Source organism: Bradyrhizobium tropiciagri, assembly GCF_001189845.1.
In the GTDB taxonomy this organism is placed as follows: domain Bacteria; phylum Pseudomonadota; class Alphaproteobacteria; order Rhizobiales; family Xanthobacteraceae; genus Bradyrhizobium; species Bradyrhizobium tropiciagri.
Map to the genome: position 1 here is coordinate 96278 of NZ_LFLZ01000027.1, position 16353 is coordinate 112630.

Sequence of the window (16353 nt, forward strand, 5' to 3'; positions counted from 1 at the left end):
CGTCAGCCTGTTCATTCGCTTCCTGTCTTGTACGCCGCCTTCGCGACGTCGCGCTGGCCCGACAACTCGGCGAACGTCCGCTGCTTCTCCAGCCACGCGTGATATTCCTTCTCTTCCTCGACGATGACCCTGCTGCGCATCTGCGCGTGCGCCGCGCCGCAGAGTTCAGCGCAGAGAACGTCGAACGTTCCTGTGCGGGTGGGTGTGAGCCAGTAATACGTCACCGAGCCCGGTATCATGTCCATCTTCGCCCGGAATTCGGGCACGTAGAAATCATGCAGCACGTCGATCGAGCGCAGCAGCACCTTCACCGGTTTGCCGACCGGCAGATGCAGATCGTCGTTTTGAACGACGACGTCGTCCTGTCCGTTTGGATCGTTGGGATTCAATCCCAGAGGATTCTCGGAACTGATGAGGCGCGCATCGGAGGTGCCGAGCCGGCCGTCCTTCCCGGGAAGCCGGTAGCTCCACATCCATTGCTGTCCGACGACCTCGACGTCGGTCGCATCGGCAGGAACAGTGACGAACTGGTGCCAGACGACGAGGCCCGGCGCCAGCATGGCGACGACGCCGATTGCGGTGCCGATGCTGAGCCACCATTCGAGCTTCTTGTTCTCGGGATTATAGGCTGCCCGCCGACCCTCCTTGTGATGAAAGCGGAGGACGCAGTAGGCCATGAACGCGATGACCGCGCAGAACACCGCCCCGGTGATCCAGAATGTCAGGTTGATCGTGTCGTCGATGTAACGCCAGTTCGAGGCGATCGGCGTCCACCACCACGGGCTGTAGACATGGAACAGCACCGAGGCGATCGCAACCAGGAGCAGTATGAGCGCTACAGCCATCCTTCATCCTCCCAGCCATCGAAGGCTACGGAGACGAACGAAAGGGCGGAGCTCACGTCAAAGGGATGGTGTCACGTCCACCATCACTGCGCCTCTTGCCTCGCCCATTTTGCCGGTCGGACATGACAAAGATTCAGCGTCACGACCGCAATCGCATCGGAGCTGGGGGCGTTCACGCATTTAAAATGGTCCCCGTCGGGCCCGGCGTCAATAGAGGAGTGGATTGCATCCCTTGTCCGGCGCGTGTTGGGGCGAAGGGGTCCGCGCGTCGGCGAACGCCTTTCGGCACGGCCAGGCGATGGTGCGTCGCAAAAAACCGGGCGATGCGAAGGCACGATTTCGCGGACCGCATCGTTCGCTTGCTTCTCCCGCGCATCGGACTAACTTCACTGTACCGGTTGCGACGAATGTCGTCCGGCAAGCTCCTTCTCGTTGAACCTGATTTGCCGGACTCAGTCGCGATTTTCGCGCACGAGGCGGATGCGTGTGTTTTGAAGCGCTCCGTTCACCTGCGGCCACGAGCAAGGAGACCGGAGCCATGACCACCGTCTTCGCAAGACCCAAACTGCAATTGTTCGGTGTCTCCACCGTCTATGTCGTTCGCAAGATCAACCTTTCCGACTTGGGCAATGCGCTGCGCCTGGGCTGGGAAGACTTCAAGGCCATTCCGACCCACGCCATCGTCCTGTGCGTGATGTATCCGGTCCTCGGACTGTTCCTGTTCAGACTTGTCATTGGCTACTCGGTACTGCCGCTGCTGTTTCCGCTCGCGGCCGGCTTTACCCTGATCGGTCCCTTCGCCGCACTCGGCCTCTACGAACTGAGCCGCCGCCGCGAGCGCGGAGAGGAGCCAGGCGCCTGGGATGCAATGCAGGTGCTGCGCGCGCCGTCGTTCGGTGCGATGCTTGAACTTGGCGTCCTCCTATTCGTTCTGTTCGGAGTCTGGATTGCCGCCGCGGACGCGATCTACACCGCAACCTTCGGCTATGCGCCGGCTGCGAGCATTCCCGATTTCGCGGAGCGTGTGCTGACGACGTCCGAGGGCTGGACCCTCATCATCGTCGGATGCGGCGTCGGTTTCCTGTTCGCGGTAGTAGCCTTGTGCATCAGCGTTGTCTCGTTCCCGCTGATGCTGGACCAGCACGCGACAGCGATCGATGCGATCCGAACCTCGATACGCGCGGTGAAGATGAATCCGGTCGAGATGGCCGTTTGGGGACTGGTCGTTGCGATCCTGCTGGCAGTGGGCTCACTGCCTTTCTTCATCGGTCTCTGCGTCGTTCTGCCGGTGCTCGGTCATGCCAGCTGGCATCTTTACCGGAAGGTGGTGGAGCCTGACCCGAATCCTCCGCAGGAAGAGCCTCGCCCGGCGATCGGTCACCGCTACGCGGCAGATTTCCCGGCCTCCCTCTTCCCATGGAGCCGCGAGCACTAAAGGAGCAGCCACGAACGGTCGCAGCGTCACCGTGTTCGGCGGAACCGGCTTTCTCGGCAGCCGGATCGTCCGCCATCTGCTCGATCACGAATTTGCCGTCCGGATCGCGTCACGGCATCCGGACGGAAGGCCGGGCCGACCTGATCCGGAGAATCCACGACTTCAATCCGTAGAGGCCGACATTCACGACGAGCGATCCGTCGCGAAAGCGCTGGTCGGCATCTACGGAGTCGTCAATGCGGTCAGCCTCTATCGCGAGCGCGGACCGGAGACTTTCTACTCCGTTCACGTCGAGTCGGCTCGGCGGTTGGCCGACCAGGCCCACCGGGCGGGAGTCGAACGGCTTGTTCAGGTGTCGGGGATCGGTGCCGATGCCGCCTCGCCATCCAGCTACATCCGAATGCGCGGCGAAGGCGAGCAGGCGGTTCGTGCGGAATTCGCCGGTGCATGTCTCGTCCGTCCGGCTGTGATATTCGGACCGGACGACGCGTTTCTCAGCACCATCCTCAAGCTCCTTCGTCAGCTTCCAATCTATCCGATGTTCGGCCGCGGCCGGACCAGATTGCAACCGGTCTATGTGGAAGACGTTGCGGAAGCGGTTGCCCGGATCATGGCGCGAGCCGAGCGCCAGCCAGCGGTCTTTGAGCTCGGTGGCCCAACCGTCTATTCTTACGAGCAATTGCTGAGAGCGATCGCGCATCAGGCGGGCCTCGCGCCTCTCCTGATCCCAGTCCCTTTTGCCGTTTGGGACGCGCTGGCACGGGCCTCCGAAATCCTTCCTGGCCTCCCCCTTACGCGCAGTCAGGTGGAGCTCATGCAGATCGACACCGTGTCGTCGCCGCGGATGGCAGGATTCGCCGAGCTTGGCATTGCGCAGGTTTCGATCGAGGAATTCCTCCGGAGAATGCTGTCGAGTCCGCGATGATGCCGCTTGGTCGACCGGGCAGCAAAAACCCCGGCAACCAATCAAGATTGCCGGGGTTTCGTACCAATTTGGTTGCGGGGATAGGATTTGAACCTATGACCTTCAGGTTATGAGCCTGACGAGCTACCGGGCTGCTCCACCCCGCGTTAAACCGTTGCATACCTTGCAGAAAGGGTGCCCGAACCTGCCGGCCAACGCTTGTAACGGCGCCGAGCGATCCGTCCGGAGAGCTTCCTGAGAAGGCGACCCGGGCCGAAGCCGTCGGGTGCGGGGCGTATGTATCAACGTGAGGTCGGTTTGGAAAGCCCCGCGAGCGCCTTTTTGAGGATTTTGTGACGTCCAAATCACCGGTTTTCCTGACAAATTTACCGCCGGGAACCGGGCCTTGCCAGACCGCACGTAAAAGCGGAGCTTGGCGCCAACAAAATCCGTCAAGGAAACGTCATCCGAGGGGAAACGCCAATGGACCGGCCGTTGAAGAGCCCGGGGCTGTACGCGCTTGAGGAGGTCTTTCACCGCCAATTCGAGCTGTCCCGCAGCGAGCCGGCGCCGACCTTGCAGGCGCGGCTGGACCGGCTGCGCCGCCTGCGCGCCGCGCTGACCGAGAACGAGGCGCGATTCGAGGCGGCGATCTCGGCCGATTTCGGCCACCGCTCCACCGTCGAGACCGCGATCGCCGAGACCATGCTGGTGCTCGGCGAGATCAAGCATGCCGCCAAGCACCTCAAGGGCTGGATGGCGCCCGAGAGGATCCCGACCACGGTACAGTTCGCGCCGGCCAAAAACCGGCTGATCCCGCAACCGCTCGGCGCGGTCGGGATCATCGCGCCGTGGAATTATCCGCTGCAGCTGACGCTGGCGCCCGCGGTCGCGGCGATCGCCGCCGGCAACCGCGCCATCATCAAGCCGAGCGAGCTGGTGCCGCGGTTCTCCGAATTGCTGATGGAAGCGATCGCGAAGAAATTCGACACCGCCGAGCTCGCGGTCACCGATATCGACGACGACATCGCAAAGGCCTTTGCCACCCTGCCGTTCGATCATCTGATCTTCACCGGCTCGACCCGGATCGGCCGGCTGGTCGCGGAGGCCTGTGGCCGCAATTTGACGCCGGTGACACTCGAGCTCGGCGGCAAATCGCCCGTCATCGTCGACGGCTCCGCCGACATCGATGAGGCCGCGCAGCGCATCGCCTACGGCAAGCTGCTCAATGCCGGCCAGACCTGCATCGCGCCCGATTACGTGCTGGTGCCGCAAGCCTCGGTGCAGCCGTTCGCGATGCGGCTGCAGGGCCATATGCAGCACATGTTCGGCACAGATCCCAAAAATCCGGACTACAGCTCGATCGTCTCGGACCGGCACTACGCGCGGCTCGAGGGCCTCGTCGCCGATGCCGCCGCGAAGGGCGCGACCATCATGCAGCCGGCGGCGCCGAACGAGCCCGAGTGGAAGGAGCGGCGCAAATTCCCGCCGACTGTCATCGTCGACGCGACGCCTGAGATGACCGTGATGCAGGAGGAGATCTTCGGGCCGCTGCTGCCGGTCGTGGGCACGCGCGACGCAACGGAGGCGATCGCCTTCATCAACAGACGCGACCGCCCGCTGGCGCTGTACTGGTTCGGCACCGACAATGCCGCCCGCGACACGGTGCTGGCGCGCACGGTGTCCGGCGGCGTCACCGTCAACGACTGCCTGTTCCATTTCGCGCAGGCCTATCAGCCAATGGGCGGCGTCGGCGCGTCCGGCACCGGCGCCTATCACGGCGAATGGGGGTTCAGGACGCTGACCAAGCTGAAGCCGGTGTTCTACCGCTCGCGCTTCAACCGGCTCGCCGATCTCTATCCGCCCTATGGCGCCAAGGTCGCGCGTCTGGAGAAGCTGATGCGGATGTTGTCGTAAGATCCAAGCCGTCATTGCGAGGAGCGGAGCGACGAAGCAATCCATAGCCCCGCATAACGGATAGATGGATGCTTCGCTTCGCTCGCAATGACGCAAAACGAAGACCAGGGGGAAACATACGTGACTGACACATTCGATTTCGTGGTGGTGGGCGCGGGCTCCGGCGGCTGCGCGGTGGCGGGGCGGTTGTCGGAGGATCCGGCGACCTCGGTGGCGGTGCTCGATGCCGGCGGCAAGAACGACAATTGGGTGGTGACCACGCCCGGCGCCATCATTCTGATGCTCTCGAGCAAGCTCAACAACTGGGCGTTCGACACGGTGCCGCAGAAGGGCCTGAACGGCCGCATCGGCTATCAGCCGCGCGGCAAGGGCCTCGGCGGCTCCTCGGCCATCAATGCCATGGTCTATATCCGCGGCCATCGCGCCGACTACGACCACTGGGCTTCGCTCGGCAATACGGGCTGGAGCTATGCCGACGTCCTGCCCTACTTCAAGCGTTCGGAGCATAACACCGAGCTCGACGGCGAATATCACGGCAAGGGCGGGCCGCTCAACGTCACGGGCCTGCAGTCCGACAATCCGGTCAAGGAGATGTTCCTGCAGGGCGCGCGCGAGGCGCAGTTCCGGATCCGCGACGATTTCAACGGCGCTGAACAGGAAGGGCTCGGCATTTACCAGGTGACCCAGCGGAATGGCGAACGCTGGAGCGCCGCGCGCGGCTATATCCATCCTCACATGGGCCGCCGGCCCAATCTGCGCGTCGAGACGCAGGCGCAGGCGACCCGCATCATCTTCGAGGGCAAGCGTGCCGTCGCCGTCGAATACCTGCAGGGCAAGGAGAAGAAGGTGCTGCGCGCAAAGCGCGAGGTCATTCTCTCGGCCGGCGCGTTCCAGTCGCCGCAATTGATGATGCTGTCGGGCATCGGCGACGCCGCGGCGCTCGGCAAGCACGGCATCGCCAGCGTGCATCATCTGCCGGGTGTCGGACAGAACCTGCAGGATCATCCGGATTTCGTGTTCGGCTTCGCCTCCGACGCACCCTACTTCTCGGGACTATCGTGGGGCGGGATCGGGCGGATCATCAAGGGGATCGGGCAGTACCGGCGCGAGCGGCGCGGCCCGATGACCTCGAACGTCGCCGAGTGCGGCGGCTTCCTGAAGACGCGGCCTGAGCTCGACGTCCCCGACATCCAGCTGCATTTCTGCATGGCCATGGTGGAAGACCACGGCCGCAAGCCGCGCTGGGGCACCGGCTTCTCCTGCCATGTCTGCCTGCTGCGCCCGGCAAGCCGCGGCAGCGTGTGGCTGAACAGCGCCGATCCGCTCGCAGCGCCCGCGATCGATCCGAATTTCTTCGGCGAGGACAGCGACGTCGAGACCATGGTCGCAGGCTTCAAGATGACCAAGCGGCTGCTCGACACACCGGCGCTGCGCGCGCTGCAGCAGAAGGACATGTTCACAGCAGATGTCCGCACCGATGACGACATCCGCAGCATCCTGCGGGCGCGCTCCGACACCGTCTATCACCCGGTCGGCACCTGCAGGATGGGCACTAATGATCCGCTCGCGGTGGTCGATCCGAAGCTGCGCGTACACGGGCTCGACGGTTTGCGCGTGGTCGACGCCTCGATCATGCCGACGCTGATCGGCGGCAACACCAATGCGCCGACCATCATGATTGGCGAGAAGGCCGCCGACATGATCAGGGCGGAGACGCGGGCGGAGTGATTTCCTTCGTCATTCCCCGGTGCGCAATTGCGCACCGGGGAATGACGGCTGTGGTATGGCGAGCGTCACCGACAAGAATGATTTCTTTACCGGCATCGAATAGGCCGGACATCGACAGGTTGCCGGAAGTGGATAATTGATCGCTACAATTGTCTTTGATGCAAGCCGGTTTCATCAACCTGGGGACCGTAGGAGATCGGGCAGGAAATTCTTACCCATGAACCTCTTCGATGCCGCCGTGATCCTCGGCTTGTTGTTCGCGGTCGTGACCGGCTTCACGACCGGTCTGTTGCGCAGCGCGGTCACCATCCTGGCCTATCTCGTCGCGATGCCGCTCGCGGTCGCCGCGCTCGCGATGATCGGGCCCCACATCGCGACGCTGCCGTCGTCGCCGTTTCCGCCGAACGGGATGCTGCTGTTCGGGCTGTTCCTCGTGATCGGCGTCATCCTCGGAAAGATGGCGCGGACGATGCTGGACGACACCTTCGGCGCGGAGATCGGGATCGGCGACCGGCTCGGCGGCGCGCTGCTCGGCGCCGTCCGGGTCGGCCTCGTCGTGACCACGCTGGTACTGGTGTTCGATCAGCTGGTGCCGCTCGCCAGGCAGCCGCAATTCCTCAACGGATCGCAATTGCTGCCGTTGTTCTCCGCGGCCGGACAGGCCGGATTCCGCTCGCTACCGCCCGAAGCCACCATGGCGATTGAGCGGTTGCGGCGCGAGCAACGCATCTAGCCGAACAGCTGACCTGCCAGTTCCTGCCCGGCATGCACTTATGCATTGCACGTCCCTTACCGGCGCCACCGGGCTTGGCTAGACTGGTGCCATCAAACCTTTAAAAACCCACTCGACATCACAGGGAGTGAACTCGTGGATCTTGGAATCAAAGGCCGCCGCGCCATCGTCTGCGCATCGAGCAAGGGACTGGGCCGCGCCTGCGCGATCGCGCTCGCCAATGAGGGCGTGCATGTCACGCTGACGGCGCGCGGCGCCGAGGCGCTGAAGCAGACCGCCGACGAGATCCGCAAGGCGCATCCATCCATCACCGTCACCGAGATTGTCGGCGACATCACGACGCCGGCCGGACGCGAAGCGGTGCTCAAGGCGTGCCCCGAGCCGGACATCCTGATCAACAATGCCGGCGGTCCGCCGCCCGGCGATTTCCGCAACTGGACCCGCGACGACTGGATCAAGGCGATCGACGCCAACATGCTGACGCCGATCGAACTGATCAAGGCGACCGTCGACGGCATGATGGCGCGCAAGTTCGGCCGCATCGTCAACATCACCTCGGCGGCGGTGAAGGCCCCGATCGAAATCCTCGGCCTGTCCAACGGCGCGCGCGCCGGCCTCACCGGCTTCGTCGCCGGCCTGTCGCGCAAGACCGTGATCAACAACGTCACCATCAATGGCCTGCTGCCGGGCCCGTTCGACACCGACCGTTTGCGCGGCACCGCAAAGCCCGAGGCCGAGAAGCGCGGCATCTCGGCCGATCAGGTCCTGAGCGAGCGCGCCAAGCTGAATCCCGCCGGCCGCTTCGGCCGTCCCGACGAATTCGGCTACGCCTGCGCGTTCCTGTGCGGCGACAAGGCCGGCTTCATCACCGGGCAGAACATCCTGCTCGATGGCGGCGCCTTTCCGGGCACGTTATGAGAGCGGTTTGGTACGAACGGACCGGCGCGGCGCCGACGGTGCTCACCGTCGGCGAGATGCCGACGCCCGACGCCGGTCCCGGCGAAGTCCGCGTTCGCCTCGAGCCTCCGGCGTCAATCCGGCCGATGTCGGCCGCCGCAGCGGCAACTATCGCGCGATGGACTTCCCTCGCGTGATCCCGAACAGCGACGGCGCCGGGATCATCGATCAGGTCGGTGAAGGCGTCACGCGCTTTGCCGTCGGCGACCGCGTCTGGCTGTTCAACGGCCAGCGCAACGGCCGCGCCTTCGGCACCGCGGCCGAGTACATCACGCTTGCCGATTATCTGGTGACGCCGCTGCCGCAGGATGTGTCGTTCGCGGCTGGTGCTACGCTCGGCATCCCCTGTATGACCGCGTGGTGCGCATTGTTTGCCGACGGACCGATCGCCGGACAGACGGTGCTGGTCACCGGCGGTGCCGGCGCGGTCGGCCACTATGCCGTGCAACTGGCAAAGTGGGGCGGCGCGCGGGTGGTCGCGACGGTCAGCTCGCAAGTCAAGGACGTCGAGGCGCGGCTTGGCGGCGCCGACATGGTCGTCAACTACCGGACCGAGGACGTTGTTTCCAAGGTGATGGCCTTCACCGAGAACCGCGGCGTCGACCGCGTGATCGACGTCGATTTCGGCGGCAATCTCGCCACCACGCTGAAGCTCATGGCGCCGAACTCGACGATCGCGGTCTACGCCACCAACGGCAACCGCACGCCCACGCTGCCGGTGCGCGAACTGATGGAGAAGTGCATCACGGTGCGCTCGCTGGTGCTGTTCGCGCTGCCGCCGCCGCTGCTCGCGGCCGCGCAGGCCGACATCACCAAATGGCTGACGTCGGGCACCCGCGTGCACAACATCGCCGGGCAATTCGCCCTGGCGGAGACCGCCGACGCTCATCTCGCCGTCGAGAAGGGCGACAAGATCGGCACCGTGATCGTCGACTGCGCGCGATAGTATTCCCCCTCTCTCCGTTCTCACGGGGAGAGCGTATGGGGGCCGTCACCGCGAAGAAGGTGATAGCAGAGTATGCCGAGACTCCCCCTCATCCGGATCGCATCTGTCGATGCGATCCGACCCCTCCCCGCCTGCTCCTACTGGATCGGCGTGATGCGCTCGTCGCCGGGCGCGAGGCCGAACTCGTCGAGCCCTTCGGCGAGGAAATCGCCGAGCATCGGCTCGCCCAATAGATAGCTCGCGGTGCGGCCGTTGCGGCCGCGCGCAGCCTCGCGGCGGAGATCGGCCCATTCCTCAATCGTGCCGTCGCCGCGGCCGAGCCGCATCAAGGCGACGAGATCGACCTGCTCGTCCTCGCTCAGCGCGTCGATGAAGCCAGTGATCTCACGCGCCACCGGATCGTTGCCGTCGTCCTCCAGCACGTCGATCATCTCGTCGTCGGCGCCGTTCGAGCCGGAATCCGGATCGACGATCCCCTCCTTGACGTCGAATTCCCGCGCCTTCTCGATCAAGAAGCCAACCTTTTCGGGAGAGATTGTGAGTTCCGGCATTCGCGCACTCCTTCAGTCGAACGTGACGGTAACGCAGGAAGCGCCGACTTGATCCATTGCGCCGCCGCGCGGAAACCCGCATGGTCCGGCGAGAAACAAAAAACAGAGGGCACGCCGCATGCAGTGGACCGTAGGCAAGGTCAGGATCACGAAGGTCGTCGAACTCGAGACCGTTGGCAGCACGCGCTTCATCCTGCCGCTCGCCGGCCGGGAAGAGATCCAGAGCCTGCCCTGGCTGATCCCGCATTTCGCCAATGAGGACGGCCGGCTGAAAATGTCGATCCATTCGCTGCTGGTGGAGACGCCGGAGCACCGCATCATCGTCGACACCGGGCTCGGCAACGACAAGCAGGGCCGCAACGTGCCGACCTGGAACAATCGCAGCGATCCGTTCCTTGAGAAGCTGGCCGCGGCCGGCTTTGCCCCTGACAGCATCGACACCGTGCTGTGCACGCATCTGCATGTCGACCATGTCGGCTGGAACACGAAACTAGTCGGCGGCAAATGGGTGCCGACCTTCGCCAATGCGCGTTACGTGTTCGGCAAGACCGAATACGAGCATTGGCGCGACCACAGCGACGATGCAGCGCATGCCGCCGTGTTCGCCGATTCAGTGAAGCCGATCGCGGATGCCGGCAAGGCCGAGCTGGTGGCGAGCGATCACCGCCTGACCGAGGAGATCACGCTGATCCCGACGCCGGGTCACAGCCCCGGCCACATGAGCATCCACATCAAGTCCGGCGGCGAGCAAGGGCTGCTGACCGGCGACGTCGCCCATCATCCCTGCCAGATGTACCATCTCGACTGGTCGTCGACCGCGGATTCCGACCAGAAGCAATCGGCTGTGACGCGGCGCCAGCTGTTCTCGCGCTTTGCCGACACGCCGACACTGGTGATCGGCGGGCATTTCAACGCCGGCCACATCAAGCGCGATGGCGACGCCTTCAGGTTCGTCGCACTGGGGTAAGTATCTTTTGCTTGAGCATGATCTCCGCGCAAACGCTTGCGTTTGTCGCGAGGGAAAACCGGTTTCCACTTTTCCGGATCATGCTCTAGATCAAACTGGCGCGCGCGAGGAAGAGCGCGTCAGCTTCGCTGGCGGCGATCGCGGCCGGATAGGGCAACGCCTTGGCCCGTCCCGGAAGGGTGCGCTCAAGTTCGGCGCGCTCCGCGTCGTCATCAGCGATGTAGACGGTGACTCGGATCAGCCGGCCGAGCTCGGCCTTGCGCGCCTTCATCCACAGCACCATCGGCTTGCCGGCGGCGACCTCCGGCTGATCGTTGACATTGACGATCACGGCGAGCGGGCGGTCTGCGGCAAGCAGTTCGGCGTATTCCGCCGTCCAGTCGCAGCCGTCCTGCTCGGTCTGCAGGCGGCCGGTCGCGATGAAGATGCCGGGCTCGGCTTCGCGAAAGAATTTCATGGAGACTCCTCGTGATACGGGCGGCGCCTCGACACGCTCATCGAGCAGCTGCGGCGGCCGGGTCACAGATACGTATCGACCGACGGTCGGTCAACTAACCTAAGCCATTTCAAAGTCATTCTAAATATGCGATCTCAGAATCGGATATCAGCTACGGATGGATGCTAACGGCATGATCGGCAAGCGACAGGCGGCCAAGCGCGACACATCGCGGCACTGGCGGCGGACTCAACCCGCCGAGGTCAGGGTGGACGACCTGATGTCGGCGGCAGCCGCCCTCTTCGTCGCAAAGGGTATCGAGACCACCACGATCGACGACATCGTCGCCCGGGCCGGCGTCGCGAAAGGCACCTTCTACCATTACTTCTCGACCAAGGCGGACGTGATCATCGCCCTGCGCGCGCGCTTCACGCAGGATTTCCTGTCCCGTGTAGCGGCCGCGATCAATGAGCGCGCCGCAGACGATCACGCCGGACGGCTGTCGGCCTGGCTGCGCGGCGCCGTTGGAACCTATCTTGCCAATGTCGAACTGCATGACGTCGTCTTTCACGACTTCCCGCATCATCAGCGCCAATCGCAGGAAAAGGACGACGTGATCGCCCAGATCGTCGCCGTGCTGGAGGATGGCCGGAAGGCCGGCGTCTGGACATTCCCGGACGCCCGCAGCGCGGCGCTGATCGTGTTCGACGGAATGCATGCCGTGGCCGACGATGCCATCATCGCGGGTATGCGCGATCCCGAGCCACCGTGCCGGCTGCTGGAAGAGATGTTCACGCGGATGCTGGCCGCGCCGCGCCCGTGATCATGACCGCTATTTGAAAGAACAGCTCAAAACGGCCACGCCGGAAGGTGATGGCTGCAATGCCGTGACCGCGAAGCGGTTGAATTTCCGCCCGCGCTGTTCCATGAAGCGTGTCGAGGTATACCAGTAACAATCCTCAAGACATCGTAGGGAGTGATCAACATGAAGCTTGTTCGTTATGGCGAAAAGGGTGCGGAAAAACCCGGTCTGATCGATAAATCCGGCCAGCTCCGCGACCTCTCGGCCCATCTGAAGGACCTGACCGGCGACGCCTACGCGCCGGAGTCGCTGAAGAAGCTTGCTGCCCTCGATCCCGCCTCCCTGCCCGCCGTGTCCGGCAAGCCGCGCTTCGGCGCCCCCGTCACCGGCATCTCGAAATTCGTCGCGATCGGCCTGAACTATTCCGACCATGCCAAGGAAACCGGGGCGGCGATCCCGACCGAACCGATCATCTTCATGAAGGCGAACACCTCGCTGTCCGGCCCGAACGATGCGGTCGAGAAGCCGCGCGGCTCGACCAAGCTGGACTGGGAAGTCGAGATCGCCGCGATCATCGGCACCCGCGCCAAGTACGTCTCGGAAGCCGACGCGCTCAATTACGTCGCCGGCTATTGCGTTTGCAACGACGTCTCCGAGCGCAACTTCCAGACCGAGCGCCTCGGGCAGTGGACCAAGGGCAAGTCGCACGACACGTTCGGTCCGGTCGGCCCGTGGCTCGCCACCAAGGACGAAATCGCCGACGTGCAGGACCTGTCGATGTGGCTCGACGTCAACGGCCAGCGCCGCCAGACCGGCTCGACCAAGACCATGATCTTCACGATGGCGAAGTGCATTTCCTACGTCTCGCAGTTCATGACGCTGCTGCCCGGCGACATCATCACCACAGGCACCCCGCCCGGCGTCGGCCTTGGCATGAAGCCGCCGACCTTCCTCAATGTCGGCGACGTCGTGACGCTCGGCATCGAAGGCCTCGGCGAGCAGCGCCAGGAAATCGTCGCGGCTTAAGGTTCGGCTAGCGCCACTACCGTCATTGCGAGGAGCGATAGCGACGAAGCAATCCATCTTTCCGCGGAAACGGAAGCAATGGATTGCTTCGCTTCGCTCGCAATGACGGACGTCCAAGACGTATCTCGCGCATTTCGCAGAAGGCCCTCCCAATGAAACTCACCTTCTCTCCCGCCTCCCCATTCGCCCGCAAGGTGCGCATCGCGGCGATCGAGCTCGGCCTGATCGACAAGATCGAGTTCGTGCCGGCCACCGTCGCGCCGGGCACGGCCAACGACGAATATTCCAAGATCACGCCGCTGAAGAAGCTACCGGTGCTGATCCTCGACCATGGCGACGTCATTCTCGATTCCTACGTCATCGTCGAATATCTCAACGAGATCGGCGGCGGCCGGCTGATCCCGGGCTACGGCCCGCGGCGCTGGAAGCTGAAGACCGATCATTCGCTGCTCAACGGCATGCTCGATTCCATGCTGCTGTGCCGCTACGAGAAGATGGTGCGGCCGCAGGGCTCGCTGTGGCAGGCCTGGTACGACGATCACTGGAACCGGGCCTGGGCCGGCATGGCGCGGTTCGAGAACGGCCCGACGTGCTGGAAGGATCTTCGTTCGACATCGCGCAGATCGGCCTCGTCTGCGTGCTGGGCTACGCCGATTTCCGCTTCGCCGATTGCGGCTGGCGCAAGGCCTATCCCAAGCTCGACGCCTTCTACCAGCGCATGCAAGAGCGGCCGTCGGTGAAGATTTCCGCTCCGCCCGCCGCATAGCGCGCAAGGCGGGAGGATGACGATGCGCCATCGCCTCTCCCGCTTCTTGCTTCTCGGCGCGAGCCTTGCGCTCGCGTTGACGGCCTCGATCAGCACACTGAGGGCCGACGACATGAAAACCGGACAAAGCAACCAGCCCTGCGGATCGCCGGCCGCGCTCGACGATGGCTGGACGATCGCGTCACCGGACAGCGTCGGCATGGATGGCGAACGGCTGTGCGGCATCGGCGCGCGGCTCGGCCTGCGCAGTAGCGAGATTCATTCCGTCGTCGTGGCACGTCATGGCAGGCTGGTGTTCGAGCAGTATTTTACCGGCATCGACCAGCCATGGGGGTACCCGGAAGGCCGCACCGAATTCACGGCGACGACCAGACACGACATGCGTTCGGCATCGAAGAGCGTGACGTCGCTGCTGGTCGGCATCGCCATCGACCGCAAGCTGATCGCCGGCGTCGACGAGCCCGTGTTGAAGTTCTTTCCCGAGCACCAATCGGTGAAATCAGCAGGATGGGACGCGATCACGCTGCGCCATCTCTTGACGATGTCGTCAGGCATCAAATGGGATGAGACGCTGCCCTGGACCCATCCCGACAACGACGAGCCGCATCTCGCCTTCGATGCCGATCCGATCGGCTACGTCCTCGGCAAGCCGATCGCTGCGCCGCCCGACGCGCTATGGAATTACAATGGCGGCGGCACGGATTTGCTCGGCAACGTCATCGAGCAGGTCTCCGGCAAACCGCTTGAAGCCTTTGCGCGCGAAACGCTGTTCCAGCCGCTCGGCATCACCGATATCGAGTGGAAGGCCTATCCGAAGAACGGCAAGATTGCCGCCGCTGCCGCCCTCCGACTTCGTCCGCGCGATGCCGCAAAGATCGGCCAGCTCGTGCTCAACGGCGGGAGTTGGAACGGACAGCAAATCATCTCGGCCGAGTGGATCGCGCAATCGATCGCACCGCGCTTTCAGGCCGTCGGCTATTTCGGCGGCACGTTGTTCTACGGCTATCAATGGTGGGTCGGCCGATCGCTGGCCGAGGGCAAGGAAGTGAGATGGGTCGGCGCCTTCGGCTGGGGCGGCCAGCGCATCATCGTCGTGCCCGATCTCGATCTTGTGATGATGACGACGGCAGCCCAGTACGGCCAACCAAAGGAAGGCCTTGCGGCGATGGATATCCTCGCCAACATCATCATTCCCGCCGTGCGCGACGCGCACTGATCCTATCCAAGGAATCACTCATGAGCCTGAAATTTGCCGCCGGCGATCTCACCATTCATCGTATCGTGGAAGAGGAAGGCAAGTTCCTGCCCGCGAACGACATGCTGCCCGGGCTGACACCGGAGCTGCTTGCGGAGAACCGCGCCTGGATGAAGGCGGCCGGGGCGCTTGACGACAGCGACACGCTGATCCTGGCGTTCCAGTCCTACATCGTGAAGACGCCGCACCACACTATCCTGATCGACAGCTGCATCGGCAATCACAAGCCGCGGCCAGGGCGGCCGAGCTGGAACATGAAGACCGACGACACCTATCTGCGCGGTCTTGCGTCGGCCGGCTTCTCGGTCGACGACATCGACTACGTGATGTGCACGCATCTGCATGTGGACCATGTCGGCTGGAACACGCGGCTCGAAAACGGCCGCTGGGTGCCGACCTTCCCCAACGCGCGCTACGTGTTCGACAAGAGCGAGTTCGACTACTGGACCGAGACCAATGCGAAGGCGGAGGTGCCGCCGTTCGTCGACAGCGTGCTGCCGGTGGTCGAAGCCAAGCGGGCCGAACTCGTCGGCAATGATTTTGCGATCGGCGATCACATGCGCATCCTGCCGACTCCCGGCCATACCCCGGGTCATGTCGCCTTCACTTTCGGCCGTGGCAAGGACGATGCGGTGTTTGCCGGCGATTTGATGCACTCGCCGATCCAGACGCTCTATCCGGAGCTGTCGCCGAAGTTCGACGTCGACCCGGCGCAGGCTGCAAAGTCGCGGCGCGGCTTCCTCGAGCGCTATTGCGACACCGAGACGCTGTGCTGCCCCGCGCATTTCCCTTCGCCGTCGGCGGGGAAGATCAGGCGGAAGGGCAACGGGTTTGTGTGCGAGACGGCGTGAGGCGAGCTGAATTCGCGGCGAGCTCGCCGCCACCCTCCCCTGGAGGGTAGGGCTATCGCATATGGAAATTCCCGAGTCTGTTCCGATACTTGGATTGGTCTTGCGTTGATGTGCCCCATGCAAGTGTTGGAATCGGATGGAGAACAAATCGGAATCGAACCGCGAATGGCGAGCATGCTCGTTCGAACTGTCCGTCGCAGAACCATCGATTCCACGCGGGTTTCTTTCATATGC

At 63.8% G+C, this 16353-nt stretch carries 15 protein-coding genes, 1 tRNA gene and 1 pseudogene; 13 read left to right on the top strand and 4 right to left on the bottom strand.

Annotated elements, in window-relative coordinates:
* Positions 1-11: 11 nt before the first annotated feature.
* Positions 12-845, bottom strand: a complete 834-nt coding sequence (gene coxB / locus AKN84_RS22060) for a cytochrome c oxidase subunit II (protein WP_050422718.1) — start codon at positions 843-845, stop codon at positions 12-14.
* Between the two features lie 538 nt (positions 846-1383).
* Between coxB and AKN84_RS22065 the strand changes: the two genes are divergently transcribed.
* Positions 1384-2280 carry a DUF2189 domain-containing protein gene (locus AKN84_RS22065; RefSeq protein ID WP_050422719.1) on the top strand — a complete coding sequence of 299 codons (897 nt, stop codon included), beginning with the start codon at positions 1384-1386 and terminating at the stop codon, positions 2278-2280.
* Between the two features lie 31 nt (positions 2281-2311).
* Entirely contained in the window at positions 2312-3205 is an 894-nt protein-coding gene (locus AKN84_RS22070) for a complex I NDUFA9 subunit family protein (protein ID WP_050422720.1), read from the top strand.
* 69 nt (positions 3206-3274) lie between these two features.
* On the opposite strand, the gene AKN84_RS22075 is transcribed toward AKN84_RS22070, so the two are convergent.
* Positions 3275-3351, bottom strand: a tRNA-Met gene (locus AKN84_RS22075).
* A gap of 316 nt (positions 3352-3667) precedes the next feature.
* Here AKN84_RS22075 and AKN84_RS22080 point away from each other — a divergent pair.
* From AKN84_RS22080 to AKN84_RS22100, 5 genes are all read left to right on the top strand, one after another.
* Complete coding sequence (locus AKN84_RS22080) at positions 3668-5101, top strand: coniferyl aldehyde dehydrogenase (RefSeq protein WP_050422721.1); 1434 nt, start codon at positions 3668-3670, stop codon at positions 5099-5101.
* Between the two features lie 120 nt (positions 5102-5221).
* Complete coding sequence (locus tag AKN84_RS22085) at positions 5222-6829, top strand: GMC family oxidoreductase (RefSeq protein ID WP_050422734.1); 1608 nt, start codon at positions 5222-5224, stop codon at positions 6827-6829.
* A 217-nt stretch (positions 6830-7046) separates the two neighbouring features.
* Positions 7047-7562 (top strand): CvpA family protein, encoded by a 516-nt coding sequence (locus AKN84_RS22090; RefSeq protein ID WP_050422722.1) that lies wholly within the window; start codon positions 7047-7049, stop codon positions 7560-7562.
* 135 nt (positions 7563-7697) lie between these two features.
* The gene (locus tag AKN84_RS22095; RefSeq protein ID WP_050422723.1) at positions 7698-8480 is read left to right on the top strand and encodes an SDR family oxidoreductase; all 783 of its coding nucleotides are present in this window, start codon (positions 7698-7700) and stop codon (positions 8478-8480) included.
* Positions 8481-8637: 157 nt separating this feature from the next.
* Positions 8638-9465 carry an NADPH:quinone reductase gene (locus AKN84_RS22100; RefSeq protein WP_244485368.1) on the top strand — a complete coding sequence of 276 codons (828 nt, stop codon included), beginning with the start codon at positions 8638-8640 and terminating at the stop codon, positions 9463-9465.
* A 137-nt stretch (positions 9466-9602) separates the two neighbouring features.
* Here AKN84_RS22100 and AKN84_RS22105 read toward each other — a convergent pair whose 3' ends face one another.
* On the bottom strand, positions 9603-10016 hold the full coding sequence (locus AKN84_RS22105; protein WP_050422724.1) for a DUF3775 domain-containing protein: 414 nt from the start codon (positions 10014-10016) through the stop codon (positions 9603-9605).
* Between the two features lie 118 nt (positions 10017-10134).
* On the opposite strand from AKN84_RS22105, the gene AKN84_RS22110 reads away from it, so the two are divergent.
* A complete protein-coding gene (locus tag AKN84_RS22110; protein WP_050422725.1) occupies positions 10135-10983 on the top strand; it encodes an MBL fold metallo-hydrolase in 849 nt (282 codons plus the stop codon).
* An 85-nt stretch (positions 10984-11068) separates the two neighbouring features.
* Here the strand turns inward: AKN84_RS22110 and AKN84_RS22115 are convergent, their stop codons facing one another.
* Positions 11069-11440, bottom strand: coding sequence for a hypothetical protein (locus AKN84_RS22115; protein WP_050422726.1), 372 nt, complete (start codon positions 11438-11440; stop codon positions 11069-11071).
* Positions 11441-11612: 172 nt separating this feature from the next.
* Here AKN84_RS22115 and AKN84_RS22120 point away from each other — a divergent pair, with 172 nt between their 5' ends.
* The 5 genes and pseudogenes from AKN84_RS22120 (at position 11613) to AKN84_RS22140 (ending at position 16119) form a co-directional block, all read left to right on the top strand.
* Positions 11613-12242: a TetR/AcrR family transcriptional regulator gene (locus AKN84_RS22120; protein WP_050422735.1), complete on the top strand. Its 630-nt coding sequence runs from the start codon at positions 11613-11615 to the stop codon at positions 12240-12242.
* A gap of 162 nt (positions 12243-12404) precedes the next feature.
* A complete protein-coding gene (locus tag AKN84_RS22125) occupies positions 12405-13247 on the top strand; it encodes a fumarylacetoacetate hydrolase family protein (protein ID WP_050422736.1) in 843 nt (280 codons plus the stop codon).
* 152 nt (positions 13248-13399) lie between these two features.
* Positions 13400-14013 (top strand): annotated as a pseudogene (locus tag AKN84_RS22130) (glutathione S-transferase family protein).
* Between the two features lie 22 nt (positions 14014-14035).
* Positions 14036-15229: a serine hydrolase domain-containing protein gene (locus tag AKN84_RS22135; protein WP_050422737.1), complete on the top strand. Its 1194-nt coding sequence runs from the start codon at positions 14036-14038 to the stop codon at positions 15227-15229.
* 20 nt (positions 15230-15249) lie between these two features.
* Positions 15250-16119, top strand: coding sequence for an MBL fold metallo-hydrolase (locus AKN84_RS22140; RefSeq protein ID WP_050422727.1), 870 nt, complete (start codon positions 15250-15252; stop codon positions 16117-16119).
* Positions 16120-16353: the final 234 nt, after the last annotated feature.

Excerpts from the sequence above, each read along its gene's own strand:
- AKN84_RS22080 (WP_050422721.1), top strand. The coding sequence starts at position 3,668 with ATGGACCGGCCGTTGAAGAGCCCGGGGCTGTACGCGCTTGAGGAGGTC.
- AKN84_RS22065 (WP_050422719.1), top strand. The coding sequence starts at position 1,384 with ATGACCACCGTCTTCGCAAGACCCAAACTGCAATTGTTCGGTGTCTCC.
- AKN84_RS22135 (WP_050422737.1), top strand. The coding sequence starts at position 14,036 with ATGCGCCATCGCCTCTCCCGCTTCTTGCTTCTCGGCGCGAGCCTTGCG.
- AKN84_RS22110 (WP_050422725.1), top strand. The coding sequence starts at position 10,135 with ATGCAGTGGACCGTAGGCAAGGTCAGGATCACGAAGGTCGTCGAACTC.
- AKN84_RS22140 (WP_050422727.1), top strand. The coding sequence starts at position 15,250 with ATGAGCCTGAAATTTGCCGCCGGCGATCTCACCATTCATCGTATCGTG.
- coxB (WP_050422718.1), bottom strand. The coding sequence starts at position 845 with ATGGCTGTAGCGCTCATACTGCTCCTGGTTGCGATCGCCTCGGTGCTG.
- AKN84_RS22120 (WP_050422735.1), top strand. The coding sequence starts at position 11,613 with ATGATCGGCAAGCGACAGGCGGCCAAGCGCGACACATCGCGGCACTGG.
- AKN84_RS22125 (WP_050422736.1), top strand. The coding sequence starts at position 12,405 with ATGAAGCTTGTTCGTTATGGCGAAAAGGGTGCGGAAAAACCCGGTCTG.
- AKN84_RS22115 (WP_050422726.1), bottom strand. The coding sequence starts at position 11,440 with ATGAAATTCTTTCGCGAAGCCGAGCCCGGCATCTTCATCGCGACCGGC.
- AKN84_RS22090 (WP_050422722.1), top strand. The coding sequence starts at position 7,047 with ATGAACCTCTTCGATGCCGCCGTGATCCTCGGCTTGTTGTTCGCGGTC.
- AKN84_RS22105 (WP_050422724.1), bottom strand. The coding sequence starts at position 10,016 with ATGCCGGAACTCACAATCTCTCCCGAAAAGGTTGGCTTCTTGATCGAG.
- AKN84_RS22100 (WP_244485368.1), top strand. The coding sequence starts at position 8,638 with ATGGACTTCCCTCGCGTGATCCCGAACAGCGACGGCGCCGGGATCATC.